The sequence below is a fragment of the Paraburkholderia sp. BCC1885 genome, from assembly GCF_900996235.1.
GTDB lineage: Bacteria > Pseudomonadota > Gammaproteobacteria > Burkholderiales > Burkholderiaceae > Paraburkholderia.
Window position 1 is genome coordinate 133,805 of record NZ_CAAJGM010000099.1, and the last position, 16,510, is coordinate 150,314.

11 protein-coding genes are annotated in these 16,510 nt (G+C 61.8%); all 11 read right to left on the bottom strand.

The genetic code is table 11. The annotated features are described in order from the left end of the window. Nucleotides 1-252: 252 nt before the first annotated feature. Nucleotides 253-2,511, bottom strand: coding sequence for a tetratricopeptide repeat protein (locus tag FQ755_RS08235; RefSeq protein ID WP_260858424.1), 2,259 nt, complete (start codon nucleotides 2,509-2,511; stop codon nucleotides 253-255). A gap of 41 nt (nucleotides 2,512-2,552) precedes the next feature. Next, nucleotides 2,553-4,814, bottom strand: a complete 2,262-nt coding sequence (locus tag FQ755_RS08240; RefSeq protein WP_144152942.1) for a tetratricopeptide repeat protein — start codon at nucleotides 4,812-4,814, stop codon at nucleotides 2,553-2,555. A gap of 57 nt (nucleotides 4,815-4,871) precedes the next feature. Continuing rightward, nucleotides 4,872-6,998 carry a tetratricopeptide repeat protein gene (locus FQ755_RS08245; protein ID WP_144152944.1) on the bottom strand — a complete coding sequence of 709 codons (2,127 nt, stop codon included), beginning with the start codon at nucleotides 6,996-6,998 and terminating at the stop codon, nucleotides 4,872-4,874. 625 nt (nucleotides 6,999-7,623) lie between these two features. Then, nucleotides 7,624-8,445: a hypothetical protein gene (locus FQ755_RS08250; protein ID WP_144152946.1), complete on the bottom strand. Its 822-nt coding sequence runs from the start codon at nucleotides 8,443-8,445 to the stop codon at nucleotides 7,624-7,626. 358 nt (nucleotides 8,446-8,803) lie between these two features. Further along, entirely contained in the window at nucleotides 8,804-11,044 is a 2,241-nt protein-coding gene (locus FQ755_RS08255; RefSeq protein WP_144152948.1) for a tetratricopeptide repeat protein, read from the bottom strand. A 220-nt stretch (nucleotides 11,045-11,264) separates the two neighbouring features. Continuing rightward, nucleotides 11,265-11,927 carry a type II secretion system protein J gene (locus tag FQ755_RS08260; protein ID WP_144152949.1) on the bottom strand — a complete coding sequence of 221 codons (663 nt, stop codon included), beginning with the start codon at nucleotides 11,925-11,927 and terminating at the stop codon, nucleotides 11,265-11,267. After that, nucleotides 11,911-12,336 (bottom strand): type II secretion system minor pseudopilin GspI, encoded by a 426-nt coding sequence (gene gspI, locus FQ755_RS08265; protein ID WP_144152951.1) that lies wholly within the window; start codon nucleotides 12,334-12,336, stop codon nucleotides 11,911-11,913. The genes FQ755_RS08260 and gspI overlap by 17 nt, the downstream gene beginning before the upstream one ends. Before the next feature lie 175 nt (nucleotides 12,337-12,511). Further along, on the bottom strand, nucleotides 12,512-13,096 hold the full coding sequence (gene cysC / locus FQ755_RS08270; protein WP_222105724.1) for an adenylyl-sulfate kinase: 585 nt from the start codon (nucleotides 13,094-13,096) through the stop codon (nucleotides 12,512-12,514). Continuing rightward, complete coding sequence (locus FQ755_RS08275; RefSeq protein WP_260858425.1) at nucleotides 13,089-14,384, bottom strand: TIGR03032 family protein; 1,296 nt, start codon at nucleotides 14,382-14,384, stop codon at nucleotides 13,089-13,091. Before FQ755_RS08275 ends, cysC begins: the two co-directional genes overlap by 8 nt. A 159-nt stretch (nucleotides 14,385-14,543) precedes the next feature. Next, on the bottom strand, nucleotides 14,544-14,783 hold the full coding sequence (locus tag FQ755_RS08280; RefSeq protein WP_144152955.1) for a hypothetical protein: 240 nt from the start codon (nucleotides 14,781-14,783) through the stop codon (nucleotides 14,544-14,546). Between the two features lie 920 nt (nucleotides 14,784-15,703). Next, nucleotides 15,704-16,378, bottom strand: coding sequence for a histidine phosphatase family protein (locus tag FQ755_RS08285; RefSeq protein WP_144152957.1), 675 nt, complete (start codon nucleotides 16,376-16,378; stop codon nucleotides 15,704-15,706). Nucleotides 16,379-16,510: the final 132 nt, after the last annotated feature.

Consider the following 16,510-nt stretch of genomic DNA (forward strand, 5'->3'; position numbering starts at 1 on the left):
TACCCTGGCACGTGCTGTCATCGTCGTCTTTCCTGGACTGTAAGAAATAACGACCGCGTCGTCAACGCATTACATGACGTCGCCCCTGACACGGTCTGGTTCTGATACCGGCTGTCAGGCAACCACCTGGGTCACACAAATAAGCCAGATTAACTGGCGGAAGGTTACGGACTCGCCACGACGGCGGTATTACCTCTATTTGTGATTCGCGTCACACCCCGGACATACATACATCGACCACGAAATAGACCGTCATGGCTGGCTTTCCGGGCGTTTTTCTTCGACATACTGATGAAACGCATGCGTTATCCGTTCAATCACCGCAGACCAGTCGCCTGGTCTGTCTTGACGGAACAGACATGCGTCCGGATACCAGGGGCTGTCTTCCCGATCAAGCATCCACCGCCAGTCCGGCACTCGTGGCAAGAGAATCCACAGTGGCCGGCCCAGTGCACCGGCGAGATGCGCGACTGAGGTGTCCACCGAGATCACCAGGTCCAGCGTATCTATCAGCGCCGCGGTTTCCGCGAAATCAACCAGGTCATGGCGAAAATCCAGAATGCCACTTTGCGCGAGCGTTGCGCTATCCCGCTCCCGTACCTCGGGCTGCAAACTCACGAACGTCGCATCCAGCCCGTACAACGGCGCCAGCGCGGCGAGGGAGATCGAGCGGTTTTCGTCATTTTTGTGCTTCGGATTGCCTGACCACGCGAGACCGACCCGAAGCCGTCCCGGTAACCCGGCTCCGGCAAGGCGCGCTTGCCATGCCCGTCGCCTGCCAGCCTCAGCCTGTAGATAAGGCGTCGCCGCCGGAACGGTCTCCAGATCCGTAGCGAACGCCAACGGCAGACTCATGAGCGGACACTGGAGGTCGAACGGTGGCTGCGAGTCACCCTCCGCGACGATCCGGGTTATTCCGCTCAGCGACGCAAGCACCGTCTTGAGTCCCACCGGGACCTCCAGCACTACCGTCGCCCCGCGTGCTGCGACGAGGCTCGCATAGCGGCAGAACTGCAACGTATCGCCAAAACCCTGCTCCGCATGCAGCAGAACCGTTTTGCCCACCACCGGCTCCGCACCTAACCAGAGCGGCCGGTCCGCATGGCGACGACGAAACACGGCATCACTGGCTTCCCATCGGCTTTCATGCTGGACCCATCCCTGAGTGAAGTCGCCCATCAGCAACCGGCAGTAGGCTTCGGAACGACGCGCCGCGCCGTGGTCCGGGTCCAGCTTCCACGCTTCGTGATAGCACTCTAGCGCTTCCGCCTGCCGCCCCAGTTGCTCTAGCGCGACCGCCCTCGTGTAGCGGGATTGGGCCGAATCTGCCGGGGTCTTTGCGGCAAGTTCGTAGCTCGCCAGTGCCTCGTCGTACCGGCCCAACTGCTGTAGCACAATCGCCCGGTTGTAAAGCAGCTCCCCATCCGGACCGCCGTCTGCCAGCGCCCGGTCGTAATTGTCGAGCGCCTCGGCGTACCGCCCGAGCATGCGCAATGCCGCGGCCTGATTGCGCAGCGCATCCTTCATCCCCGGAGAATAAATCAAAGCTTTTCCATACGCTTCTATGGCTTCCGCGTGCCGGTGCAATCCCTGAAGCGCATTGCCGCGCGCGTGCCATACCACGGGATGGACCGCATCAATAGCGAGCAACCGGTCGCATCGCCTGAGCAGTTCTCCGTAGGTTTGCAGGTGGTCCAGCGCAACACAGCTCTGGTACAGCAGCTTGATGTCGTTCGGCCGAATCGCCAGTGCTTCATCCAGGCAGACCATCGCCTCCGCATCGCGTCCCAGTTCGGTCAGCACCACGCCGCATAGGGAAAGCAGATCCGGCGCCTTCGGCCGGATGACCAGCGCGAGACGATAATTGCGCAGTGCATCCTCACGACGACCCAGATCGCGCAGGGCATCCCCGCAGTGGCTGTAGTTTTCGTCATTTCCCGGCTCGATCTTGAGTGCCCGCTCGAAACTGATCAATGCGTCTGCTGGCCTGTCTTGCGCGCGCAGAACCTTGCCCCGGCTCCGCCAGGCTTCGGCCACGCTGGGCGCGATCCCGAGCGCCTGGTCATATGCGGCGCGTGCTTCCGCATGACGCCCGAGTGCGAATAGAGCGTTGCCCCGCACGAGTAGTGCCGGTGCGTACCTCGGATCCAGTCTGATGACCTGGTCCAACACCGTCAGTGCTTCCGTGTGACGGCCGAGCGCAACCAGCACAGCGCCATGATTCGTGAAGCTCCCCGCCTGCCGGAGTCCGCGCTCGATCGAACGCACGATCAGCGGTTCGGCCTTCCCCGCCTCTCCGCTCCGCAGATAGGTGACGCCCAGGAAATGCAGCGCCTCGCTGCTATCCGGCGCGATTGTCAGCGCTCCCTGATACAGCCGCTGCGCCTCGGCAAACTCCCGCTGCTCCAATAACGCGCGTGCGCGTCGCAAGGTGTCGCTTACCGCCGCACGCAACATGGCAGTGCCGGCTCCCGGCACCGGACCTTCCATGCCGCCCAGGTCGCTTGTCATCGCCATCTCTCCTGTCCATCCTCGGGTCTTATCCGCCGGCACTACGCGGACGCGCCAGCGTTTCCCTGTAGGGCCACAGAAGGCAGCGCAGCGGCAATCTGCTCAAAAACGTCCGTCCAGTCACCCGCCTGTGATTGCCGGAAGAGCCGCGCCTGCGGGTACCAGGGACTGTCCTCACGGTCGAGCAGCCACCGGAAGTCAGGCGTATGAGGCAACATCAGCCAGAGCGGTTTGCCCAACGCCCCCGCCAGATGCGCGACCGATGTATCGACGCTCAACACGCAATCCACTGTCGCCAATAGAGCGGCCGTGTCTGCAAAGTCCACGATCTGCTCGCCAAAATGCCTGACCGCAGATCCCGCCAGTGTGTCCTGATCTTCATCGCGCACGACCTTCTGCAGGCTGATCCATTCGAACCTGTCCGTCATCAGGGGCAACAGGCTGGTAAGCGGTATCGACCGGTTCCTGTCGTTCAGGTGCTTGGGGTTGCCCGACCACACGAGACCAATGCGCGGACGGGTCTGCTCACCCAGTCTTGTTTGCCATTTCGCAACCAGTGCTGGATCGGCCTGGAGATAGGGAACATCACATGGAATCGATGACAGGTCGGTATGCACCGCAAGCGGCACACTCAGCAGCGGGCAATAGAGATCGAACGGCGGAAGCGGCGCGCCAGTACTGCGGTCGACGAACTCGTCGACGCCCGGCAACGTGGCCAGCAACGATTTCAGCTCCGGCTGCGCTTCAAGCACGACAGTCGCGCCAAGCGCCTTGACGATCGGTACATAACGACAGAACTGCAGCGTGTCGCCAAGACCCTGTTCCGCGTACAGCAGGATCGTCCTGCCCGCGAGCGGTTCGGCGCCTGTCCAGCGGACCTGAGCAAAGCTCCGCAGACCTCCAACCATCTGCTCATCCCGCCAGCGCCACTCATATTCTGCCCAGCCTGCCTCGAAATCCGCAATCGACAGGCACAGGAAAGACCGCATGCAATGGGCAAGTACGTAGTCCGGATCGATCTCGATCGCCTTCGCGTACGCATCACTCGCTTCCGTATGCCGCCGCAGCGGCGTTAGGACATTGCCCCGATGAAAATGTGCGATCCGGTCTCGGGGCTTGGCCTCGATCACATATTCAAAACAGGCCAGCGCCTCGTCATAGCGGTGCAGTGCCTGAAGCGCCCGGCCACGAGCGAACCACGCTGAAAGGTCCTTGCCGTTCACACCCAGCGCCCGGTCGCATGACTCCAGTGCTTCGTCGAGTCGATTGAGGTGCCGCAGGGCACTCGCCTGATTGCAGAGCACTTCGATCACGTCCGGCTTGAGTTCCAGTGCCCGCGTGTAACTCGCTAGGGCCTCCGCGTTTCGCCCCAGACGCTGCAGAGCATTGCCACGGTTGCTAAATGCGTTCGCATGCCTTGGGTCGATAGCGAGCACACGGTCACAGCGACCGACAGCATCGTCCAGATGTCCCAGACGCTCGAGCACGACGGCGCTGTTGTATATCGCATCCGTGAACCCAGGCGAACTGGCAATGGCAGCATTGAAACTTTCCAGCGCCAGCGGAAGCCTGCCCAGCTCGAGGAAGGTGACGCCCCGTACGAAAAGTATCTCGACGTCCGCCGGAGCGACCGTCAGCGCCGTGCCATAGCTGATCAGCGCCTCCTCGTGTCGCTCCAGACGACGCATCACCTGCCCCTGCTCCTTTAGCGCCCCGATTGAACGACCATCAACGGCCAAAGCGCGCTCACACGAGGCAAGCGCTTCATCGAACCGCCCCAGCGCCCGCAGGACGGCGCTTCGGTTGCACAAGGTCTCGATTGACGCTGGCATTATCTCCAGCAGACGGTCGTAGGCAGCGACCGCCTCATCACCACGCCCCAGATGAGCGAGCATGCCTCCTCGCTGAAATAACGCACGGGGGTGTGACGGATTCAGCCTCAGCGCTTCATCTATCTGGACGAGCGCCGTCCCGACCTGACCCAGTCCGGTCAGCACCGCTGCATGGTTCGACAGCGCTAACGCCGTTGGATGCCGCTCGATTGAAAGCCGGATCAGGCCCTCTGCCTCGATCAACCGTCGCTGCTGCCAGCGCAGCGTACCAAGCAGATGCAAAGCCTCGGCGTGACCCGAATCAAGTGCCAGCAGTTCGAGATATTTACGCTCCGCTTCGTCAAGGCGACCGCCCTGCTGTGCATTACGCGCAAGCCGCAACAGACGTTCTTCGCGAGGCGGGTCGCGTGGCATCCGTGGCACCTCTTTCGTCGCTTCGGTCTGCGGCATCCCCTGCGTGTCCGGCCCCATGACTCATCTCTCCTCGATTGTTTGTTGTCTGCGCACCGCAACTGCCGCACCAGATGATCACAAAGCCTTTAGCTCCGTGATCGCGTCGCGGACAGCATGAATCACGTCCTGCCAGCGGCCGGCGGTTTGTTGCCTGAAGAGCCGGGCACCGGGATACCAGGGGCTGTCTTCGCGATCGCGCAACCAGCGCCACTCGGCAGGATCCGGCAGCAATATCCAGACGGGACGATTGAGCGCGCCGGCCAGATGTGCAATCGCGGTATCCACCGAGATGACCAGATCAAGCGACTGGACAAGCGCGGCCGTATCGGCGAAATCGCGCATCTCGTCCTCAACGCACACAATCCCGGAGTCGCCGAGGACACGTGCATCCTCGTCACGGACGTCCTTCTGCAGACTGATCCACTGTGCATCGGCTTCCAGTAGCGGCATGAGTGTCGCCAGCCCGATTGAGCGGCTGCGATCGTTGACGTGTTCCCGGTTCCCGGACCACGCGAGGCCAATGCGCAACCGCTGCTTCGAACCAAGGAGGTTTTCCCATCGCTGGACCCGTGCTCGATCCGGATGGAGATACGGCGTGCGGTTCGGAACGCTCTGCTGATCCGTCGCAAACGCGAATGGCAGGCTGAGCAGCGGACAATGGCAGTCAAACGTGGGCAATAGTTCACCGGCGGGCACCACCTGAACCGACTCGTGCAGTGTCATCAACAGCGACTTGAGTGGCGGATGGACTTCAAGGACGACGTGAGCACCACGCTCGGCCAGAAGCGTCGCATAACGGCAAAACTGCAGCGTGTCGCCGAAGCCCTGTTCTGCGTGAACCAGAATCGTTTTGCCGGCGAGTGGCGTTTCACCCCGCCACATCGGTTGCGGCAAAATTCGTGCGCGATGCGCCGCCTTCGGGTCGCTCAAACGCCATTCGTAATCCGGCCACCCACGCGTGAAGTCGCCCTCGCTCAGGAAGAGCATTGCGCGCCCCACGTGGGCCTCTGCATAGTTGGGATCGATCGCAGTTGCCCGGTCGTACGACTCCAGAGCCTCCTGCGCCCGGCACATCTGGTACAGCGTCCCACCGCGGTTGCTCCATGCCTCGGCAAATTTCTCGTCAAGCGCCAGAGCGCCGTCGTAACTTCGCAGCGCCTCGTCGTAGCGTCCCAGATAGCGCAGCGCCGTACCCGCGTTGCACAGCGCCTCCCGCGATCCGGACTCGATTTCAAGCGCCAGCGTATAGTCCGACAGCGCCGCTTCGCACTGTGCCATCCGCAATAGCGCGTTGCCACGGGAGATGAGCGCGCCTGCATGTCGTGGCTCGAGTGCGAGCACGCGCTCACAGCGCTGCATCGCTTCATTTGCCCGACCCAGGCGCTCCAGTGCGATTGCGCTGTTGTACAACGCCTCGACAAAATCGGGCTGACTGGCGATCGCGTCGTTCAAACTTACAAGCGCCTCAGATGGCCGTCCGAGGTCAATGAGCGTCCGGCCCCGCGTCAGCAGTATTGCGGGATGACGGGGCATAATGGCGAGCGCCTGATCATAGCTTTGCAACGCCTCGGTATAGCGCTGCAGATCGCGAAGCACAAGACCGCGGTTGTAGTACGACTCGAACGAGCGCGGCGCTACGGTCAGTGCCCGATCGTATGTGTCCAGCGCCTCCTGATAACGTGCCAGTGCCCGTAGCGCGCCGCCACGGTTGCTCAGCGCGTCCAGCACCAGCGGGGACACGGCGAGCGCGCGATCGTAAGCCGCAAGGGCTTCTGCATACCGACGCATTTCGAGCAGCGTGTCGCCGAGCCGAACCAGTGTCACCACATGCCGGGAATCGATCCGCAACGCGGCATCGAACTGAACCAATGCCTCTTCTCGGCGCCCGGCTGCAACCAGGATGCCGCCGAGATCGGAGAGCGACATCACTTCCGGCTTGAGTGACACCGAGCGTCGTAGCACGGTCTCAGCTTCCGCAGTACGGCCTCGCTGGTACTGGAGTACGCCATAGCCGTGTAGCGCTCCGGCGTGGCCCGGCTGGCCCGCGAGCACCGCTTCGTACTCGCGGGCGGCGTCATCGAAGCGGCCCTTGGCGTGCCACTCACTGGCGCGATCAAGGCTCCCCGTTGACTTTGCGTCTTTCCGCGCGCCTGCTATACCCGATGTGCCCGCCGGGGCACCTTGTGGCTGCTCGACATTCATGCCCGCCTCCTGAACGCACCATGCAACAGGTACCGGCTGCTGCGTCCGGCGATCAGTCGCCGCAACCAGCCGGTTTTAACAAGCAGGGTAACGGATAAGCCATAACAGGCGAATGACGCGGATTACAGAGGTCTGTCATACCATTGCCATGTGTTCACCGCGAGTCGAACACTCCGACATCGACCGTCCGGCAAGGGATTCCGCATGTATGCGCAGTTCAGTGTTGCCGACGGTACGCGTAACGGACAGTAATTACCTCCAGATTTCTGGGCCGTTGCGCACATTCATGCTCGTGGAACATATCGCAATGACGCAGTCATAACCTGTCCCGAATGAGGATTCATGCGACCGGACGTTCGACGCAACAGGTGGCAATGCCCCGATATCCGCGTAGGCAGACCTGGTTGCTTTCTAATAATTAGTAGTACCATGTTACTCAAATTGCATATAGTGCACCCTATGCGAGGTTCGATGAGGCTCCTGACGCTACCGTCCGGCTATTTGGCTTCACGGGACTCGTGAATCTGGTCCGTCACGCCGTGTGCAGGATGTTCTACCACGGCAATTGTCCGCACCACCCGCCCCCTCCCGCCCTGCAAATTGGTTTTTCACCGGATCGGGATAATCAGTTTGCCTCGTCGTCAGCGCTTGCCCGGGCAGCTTGCCAGATTGCGTCAAGGGGGTCGTCCACGTGTTCGTACGGGTCGAGAAGGAATGGACAGCGCTCGCATAGTGGCTCCCTGGTACGAAGAGCCAGAATGTGGTTGATCATCCACTGCGTGAGATCACTACCTCCCGCGATCTGCGCAGCACTCCAGCTCGGCATCGTGGAAAAGAGCGCGGCGAATCCGCCCCAGCGCGACGGACGACCGCCGATCGCTGGGCGGATATACGTACGCAGCCACACATCGTCGCTGTTGGTCATCTCGCCCACGAAGAGACCTTTCGCAGTCGGAATGCCTACCTGCTTCCATTTCTCGACCATGGCGAGCGGACGCAGTACCCGCGCCAGCACGAACGCCGTGCTGGTTTCGCCCTCTATTTCGTCAAGCGACATCACGCCATTGCGTTGCATGCAGCGTCCGACAGCATGCGTGCCGATCAGGGTGGAGGCAAAACTCTTGAACACCAGGTCGGGGACGGTGAGCGACAGCTGGAACTCGCGCAGCCCGATATCAGAGCTCATGGTCGTGAAATTGCAAAACATGCCTTCCACCTGGCCAAGCATTCCCAGATATGGATCAAGGCCAAGATGCCGCAGCCTGGGCACGACCTGACGTTCGAGCAGTCGCATGAAACCGCGCCGGTTTCGTTCTCCGTGGTATTCCTTGAGACTCCTCACGATGATGTCCTGGATTTTCGAGCGGCGCTCCTCGGCGAACATCTGCGGCGAGTGGTTCAGATCGAACTTTGCCCGACCCTGGGCCACGCGTGGATCTACGAACATGCCGGCCTCCCTGGAAATACAGATGCCGTGTCAGCATCCGACGTCGAGCGAACCGCCGTCACGCGAGACGCGACACGGACGCACGCACAAGTCTCCACTATACCTGCCTGGAACCGGGATATAACCGGATCGAAGCGCGTGTGACCCCACGGCCGTACCGGGTTCGAAAGACATTGATTTCGAGGGATCTCGCCAGCACTTCGCTCAAACGCCCACACGGTTTGGCTTCCCGGGCCTGGACCAGGTAGTTGCCCTGCTCGTCGCCCCATACTCCCGCGATGGTCACCGGTCCGTATGGATGGCGCGCCCTGGTGGCACCGGTTCGGCACAAGGCAGGTGGAGGCTCTCTTCGCTCCGGCTATACCAAGTTTCCGATCGCCGTACGCACCTTGTCGACCACACCACGCCAATCTCCCGGGGTCGATTGACGGAAAAGGCGTGCGCTCGGGTACCAGGGGCTGTCCTCCCTGTCCCGCATCCAGCGCCACTCGGGCGGCTCCGGCAGCAACACCCAGACAGGGCGGTTGAGTGCGCCCGCAAGGTGCGCCGCCGACGTGTCCACCGAAATGACCAGATCCAGTAACTGCACGAGCGCGGCTGTATCCGAGAAGTCGCGGATTTCATCACCGAAGCTGCGTATCGGCGAGCCGTCGAGAACGGCCAGATCCTGCTCACGCACCCCCTTCTGCAGGCTGATCCACTCCACATCCATTTCCAGCAGCGGCATCAACGTCGATAGTGGAATGGACCGGTGACGGTCGTTAAGATGCGCCGGATTACCCGACCAGGCGAGACCCACACGTCGACGCTGCTTCGGACCCAGCAGGGCCTCCCATCTTTCCACCAGTGCAGCATCGGAGTACAGATACGGCGTCTGGTTCGGGATACTGTGCAGGTCCGTCTGAAAGGCGAATGGCAGGCTAAGCAGCGGGCAATGAAAATCAAACTGCGGCAGCGGTTCGCCCGCGACCACCACCTGCACTACGCTGCGCAGCGACGCCATCAGTGACCCGAGGGCCGGCTGCACTTCAAGCACAACGTTGGCGCCACGCGCCCGTAGAAGCTCCGCATAGCGGGAGAACTGCAGCGTATCGCCAAAGCCCTGCTCGGCGTGAACCAGTATCGTCCGACCATCGAGCGATTCGTGGCCCTGCCACAGCGGCTCCTTGAAAACGCGCCCGCGCTGCTCGCCGCCCGGATCCTGTATGCGCCACTCATACTCCGCCCAGCCACGCGTAAAATCGCCCTGAACCAGATGCAGCGAAGCGCGCGCAAAGTGTGCTCCGGCATATCCCGGGTCGAGCGTAATCGCCCTGTCGTAGGCCTGCAGCGCGGCGTCAGGGCGCGCCATCGCGTGCAGGACATTGCCGCGATTAAACCAGTACATCGGGTGATCCGGCCTGATCGCCATAGCCCGGTCGATGGCGTTCATCGCCTCCTCATGACGATGCAGATCCAGCAGGACATTGCCACGATTGCCCCATGCTTCGGCAAAACCAGAGTTGATTGCGAGCGCGGCATCGTAGCTTTGCAGCGCCTCTTCGTACTGCCCCAGATAGCGCAGTGCCGTCCCCTGGTTGCAAAGGATCTCTACCGAGCCGGCGTCAATCTGCAGCGCGCCCCCGTAGCTGGATAACGCAGCGTCATATTGCTTCAGTTGCAGCAACGCGTTGCCGCGACAGGCCATTGCCCGGGTGTGTTGCGACTCAAGGGCAAGCACACGCTCACAACGCCCGATCGCCTCGCTGGGCCGGCGCAGCCTCTCCAGTGCCACCGCGCTGTTATATAGCGCCTCCACGAAATCAGGCTGGCTGGCAACCGCCTCGTTGAAACTCGCCAGCGCCTCGTTCAGTCGCCCAACGTCGACCAGGGTCTGTCCGCGCGCGGACAGCATCGCCGGGTTTCCGGGCTGAATGGCAAGCGCCCGGTCGTAGCTGTGCAACGCCTCCGCGTGACGGCCCAGCTCGCGCAGCACGTGGCCCCGGTTGTAGTACGCCACGAACGAATGCGGGTCCACGGACAACGCGCCGTCATACGTCTCCAGCGCCTCCATGTATCGCCTGAGTGCCCGCAGGGCGCTGCCGCGATTGGTCAGCGCGTCCAGCGCCTGTGGCGACACGTCGAGCGCGCGGTCATACGCCCTGAGGGCGTCCTCGAACCGGCCCATCTCGAGCTGCGTGTTGGCAAGGGCAACCAGTGTCTGAACGTGCCGCGGATCTATCCGCAACGCGGCTTCAAACTCTTTCAGGGCCTCGTCGGGCCGCCCTGTACCCGCCAGGAGTGCGCCCAGGTCCGTGAGCACCATCGGCCCCGGTGCGAGCGACACGGCCCGGCGGAGCAACGTTTCCGCCACCGCAGGCAGGCCCCGATGGTACTGGACGACCCCATACAGCTGTAGCACGTCGGCGCGATCCGGCTCCCGCGCGAGCACCGCTTCGTACTCGCGCGCGGCGTCGTCAAACCGGCCCTGCAGGTGCCACTCCCTCGCGCGTGAAAGGCTTGCCGTTGACGAACCACTGCCGAAACGACTGCCCCGCTCGGCAACGGCGTGCGCGACTGTCTGACCGCCCTCTGCGCCCTCTGAATGCTCGACATCCATGTCTGGCTCCTGAACCGACCGGAAATTTCCGGATTGCCAACCGCCTCGGGCACTGAGACGTCACGCGCGCCCGGCTCCGTTTTCGCCAGACTATCGCGCAGGGCATAGCATCCTGATGACGCGGAGTACGAGGCGCCGTCACGATAGTGTCATCGACAGGCATCTTTCGGCGTCAGCGGCAGCCAATCGGTGCGGCGGCGCTCGTTGCATGAGCCGCGGCTCACTGACCAATCGGTATCGTGCGTATAAACTCGGTGGGAGGGGTTCCGATCGCCACGTCAAAACGGATGCCGCGCGGCAGCGGCTTTCCCAGCGACGCCGTGTTGCTCACGCCATGCGCTGCGAGAAACTGCGCGTACGACGCTTCGACCACGCCCTGATTCGACGTCCAGCCGACGGGCGGGACCCACACCGAAAGGTCCATCGAACGCACATTTCCACTCGCCGCCACATTGGCAAAGCGGTCCATATGCTGGAGCGCATCGTTCAATTGCGACAAGGTGGAGACGGGTTGGGAGGCACTGCGCAACAACTGATGCGCCTTCATCTGATAGCGCACCACCTGAAGTCTCGTCGGGCCATTGCCCACGCCGATGTGCCGCACGAGCACGAGTTCATCCGGCTGAATCCGCAATGGCGAGCCGAATACTTCGTCGGCCGTTACCAGGTTAAGCAGGTCATACTGCAGTTGCGAAAAATACCGCCCCAGCGCCCGGGTCTGGGTAAGGTTTGAGACCACGTCGTCACGACCACGGATGGTCGCGTCCAGCCCTCGCCACGATAGCAGCGCCACGATGGCGAGCAGGGCGATAGCGACCAGCATCTCGATCAGCGTAAAGCCGCCGATGCGCAACTTCCCCGGACATCTAGAAGTGCTGTTCATTCTGCACCACCGATACGACTTCCGCGAGCGCCGTGCCACCTGCTGTCGACAGGTAGACGCTGACCGCTACCTCACGCAAAAGAGGACTGTCCAGCGCCGTCACGGTCTGCCGACACACAAAACGGTAGGGCCCTTGCGGACACTGAAACACGCTATGCCCCGGGTCCGGCCATGACTGCGTCACGCGAATGTCGCTCAATGCGTCGTCAGCGCTCCAGACAGCCAGCATGCGTTCGCGGGCATCCTCTGTATTCGAGGCCATCGCACCCATCGCGTGCAGCACCGCTCCCAGAGCGATCGCAATGATCGCCAGCGCAATCAGCACTTCAATGAGCGTGAATCCGGACGCCAGCACGCCAGGCGGCGTACCTCGCTGCCTCATCCTGTCCGGCCCGATCCCATCATTCATTTCCCCTCCGGGGACAACGCGAAAATGTCTGGCATCGCCCGAGCGGGCGTTGATACACCCAGTTGCGCGCGCCTTTCGCAGCTAACGGGACGGGACCATCCGATCGTAACGGCCACACAGCGCTCATCAACGCCCGGCCAGACGTGTCATTTGACGCACTACATCGGCATAGTATTTACGGGCGCCCGACCTTTCCGCGAATGTATGCGACTAGCTCGTCAATCGCAGGCCGCGGCGGCCGCACTACCGTATCGATCACCAGATCCGGTGTCGCCGGTACTTCGTAGGGCGACGATATCCCTGTAAACGCCGTCAGCTCGCCTGCATGAGCTTTCCGGTACAACCCCTTCGGATCACGCGCTTCGCAGGTAGCAAGGTCAGCAGCAACGTACACCTCGTGGAAGGGGCTGTTGCTACTCACCAGTCTCCGCGCTTCTTCCCGGCCTTCCCGCAGCGGCGAAATCAACGCGACGATCGTGACCATGCCCGCGTCGGCAAGCAGTGACGCCACTTCGCCCACCCGGCGCATATTTTCCATCCGGTCAGCTTCGCTAAATCCCAGGTCGCGGTTCAGGCCCCGGCGCAGCCGGTCCCCATCCAGCACATAGGTCTGATAGCCCATCGCGCGCAACACCCGTTCTGCACCGAACGCCAGCGTCGATTTGCCGGCCCCTGAGAGCCCAGTCAACCAGAACACCGCGCCGGCATGCCCATTGGCACGTTCACGCATGAATACAACATCCGCCGTTCTCTCAGTCATTACCGCCTGCTTCCTCTGCCAGTTCATCGTCCGCACGCTGCTCCCACATGCCACGCAACACCTTGCCCTGTGCCAGAACCACCGACGGGGATTCAAACCACTGTTGCGGCGCAAGGATTTCCGCGCGCTTCACGCCGGGAATCACCTGGACATCGAACACCTCGTCCACACCATTAAAAAAATGGAGAATCCCCAGCAGTTGTCCCGATGCTGCGTCTAGCGCCGCGACACCGGCGACCAGTTCGCCCTCCTCTTCAATGGGCAGGCCCTGAGGGCCACGCTTTTCCCGCAGCTTGGACAGCCCGACGAAGATCACACCGCCGTACTCCGCCAGCCCATGAGTAAATCCCGGTAGCTTCGCAAACACGGTGCTTTTGCCCGTTTCGGGATCTATGCGCAGGACCTGGCCCCGCCCACCTTCAAGCACATAAAGTTGTCCGTTGATCACACGCGGCGAGTGCGGCATCGAAAGCCCCGAGGCAATCACCCGCCCTGAGGGGACTTCCATCACCACTCCGCTATCAGCCATGCCCGCGCGCCAGCCGTACGACGTATTCGTCGTTCCGAGTGCCGTCGCGAAACGGACCTTGCGATCATGAAACGCCATGCCGTTGAGATGGCAGCGGTCGTCCGGAGAAAGCTCGGGCACAAACGGCGGCTGCCAGATCGGCGTGAAATTGAAATAGCCGTCGATCACGCAGATGCACGACCAGCGGGTATTGACTGCCAGCACGACCTGACCGTCGAACGCCATGTCGTGCAGATCACAGTACGCGGTGTAGAACGTGTGACGCGGCACGAAGACCGCATCGTAGTAGTCCGGTTTCGCCGGAAACTGCGCCGCGATCGCTCGCACATTGGCGAAGATCATCAGTTCCCGCACCGTGGCAATCGCCAGACGGTCCGGGGCAACTGCGAGTCCCATTGAGCGCGGCAGCAGGCACGCAGAGAGCGTCGGCACGCCCTTTTCAACGCCCAGTAACGCGACGCCGGAAGGCCTGCGGCTGATGGCCAGCGTACAACCGAGTGCTTCGAGTACCGGAAGGAAACGGTCGGTGTCCCGCAGGTTAATCAACGGAGAGTAAGCATCCGGCAACGCTGTCCCGGGCGCGTCCGTCTGTGCGCTGGAATCCTGCATATCTTGACTGGTCCCCGAGGAGGCATCGGCGCCGTGAGGCGCGAGGCAGGTAATGGCGAAATGGTCTGGGGACGGCGGCGCGAGGCGTACCTCACACTGCGTGACCGTCCGCGAGCGCCCGAAAACGCCGGCCGTTTCGGTGCTACGCAACTCGCGCCCTCCGGGGGCAGCGCGCCGCCCGGCCTCCGTCCCTCGCGACGAAGGTTATGTAACTTCAGTGACAGACTGATTTAGCGTTTCTGTATTTCGTCACACACTGGCGTCACAATGTTGACGAAACGCCTGTCGCGGCATCGCCGTAGCGCCCCGTCAGGCACTGCCCGATGGACCGGGATCATTCTGTAGCTGACTCCCCACGTTGACACCCGCTGCCTCCAGTTCCCGCAGGAGCGCGTACCACGCCGCGATGGGCATCATCCGGAAAACCGGCTCGTTGTCGCGGCACACCATGACGTCTGTGTACGGCACCTTATCGACGATCGCCTGCGGATTACGCGTCAGCTCCTCGATCGACACCGTGATCACGTCATTCTCTGACCGGCCTTCCATCTTTTCTCTCCCCTGATCTCTGGGCGATTGCACCATGCACCATGGCCGATTCACCCGGAAAACTCCTGCGCCGCATCGCCCGGCCGCAGTCAATGCACGATCAAGCATCCCTGCCTGCATCGCGAACCCACCTCTTGTCATTCACACTACACATGACCTGTGGCGAATCAATGTCCGCAAACCGGTATTCGCTGTCACAAAAATGCCTCGCTTCACGCGTCCGGATTCACTTGCCGCGCCAGCGTTCCGGCAGAACGCAGTGAAGGAGCCTTGTAGCATCAGACATACTCCCCGCTGACCGGTCCGGGGAACCGCGCACGACAGGTAATCCCTGCAATCACTGGCGGTCCTCCTACACTCCGTTACCGTGCATGGCGCCCCGCCATCGCTGCAGTCAGGACTGAAATCGAGGGTGGCACGGGACTCGCTGCACGGCGGTCGCCTCAGGACGGAATTCGACGATCCGCGTTCGCGCATCGCCCTGAGAACCCACGCCGTGCCGGAAAGCCGTGCAGTTCGGAATTGGCGCGGGCGTCCATCAGCGAGGACTGCGTGACACTGCCGACCACGAAGCTCCCGGCGATTGGTGACATCAGCGTGCGCAGCCGAAATACGCCTCAAGACCAACGCACGCCCGGGTAATCACCACCGACGTCCAGGCGGCGACGGCCAAAGCCGGTATCGCTCACCATCAGACCCGTCGCACCATAGCTCGGATGATTCCTTACTGGTGACGCGTGGCGCACTCACACACGACGACGTACCTGAGACCCGTCCGAGGAAACGACCGGATATAGTCGGGCAAACTGCGCGGGACTCGTCCGTTGCTGACCGGGGTACCTCGCAGAACGGTGCGATCGCGCACCGCCAGTAAAGTGACATTGCGACAAATCAAAAACAGGCACGGCGGTGATCCGGTTTCATATAAAGGCCCGTGGCAGCGGTTGAATAAACGGTATCGCCTTGTCCAGCACGTGGAGAGGCAACGCCTCTTCCTGGAAACTCGACTGACCATCGACATCAACGATCCTGTTGAACTGAAATGCTTTTCCGTTGGGGACATCGATGTCCATCATTGCATCGTCGGAGAGGTCGGTCAGTTCAGCGATGATCGCGCGAATTGCTCCGAAATGAGAGAAGAGCATCAGGTCGGCGCGCCACAGCAGCGGCTCGAGAGAACGAAGAAAATTCTTCACCCGGTCCCGAGTATGGACACCGCTTTCCGAGCCGTTGCCATCAAAGGTGGCAATCTTGTCCATCTCCGGAAGGTAGCGGGTTCCGTAATCGCGCTCGTTCAGAAACGGAGTGATCTTCGGTGTCGCGGACAGCAGTCCCATCTCGTCCAGTACGATCCGGGCCGTTTGGGCAGCTCGAAAGTATTCGGACACGCAGATATCTATATTGAAGTTACCCGGCTTTGTCCAGCTTGCGTCGATCTTCTTCAAAATACTCCCTGTCATCAACGCCTGGCGGATGCCATTGGTGGTCAGACACAGCGCGCTGTCGTTGTAGCCGTAGAATGACGGGTCCTCGTTGCCGGTGCTGCGTAAGCGGCTCGGCCCGACCGTTTCCCCATGCTGACTTTTCCAAAGCATGATGAGGGCGTTCAGATCAACGGAGCCAGTCAGCCATGTCGAACGCAGGGGGCGCAGCCCATCCCCGTCGCACGTACGCGCGAAAATTCAAGCAGCAGGTGATCAGAGAGACGTTGGTGCCTGGCATGTCGG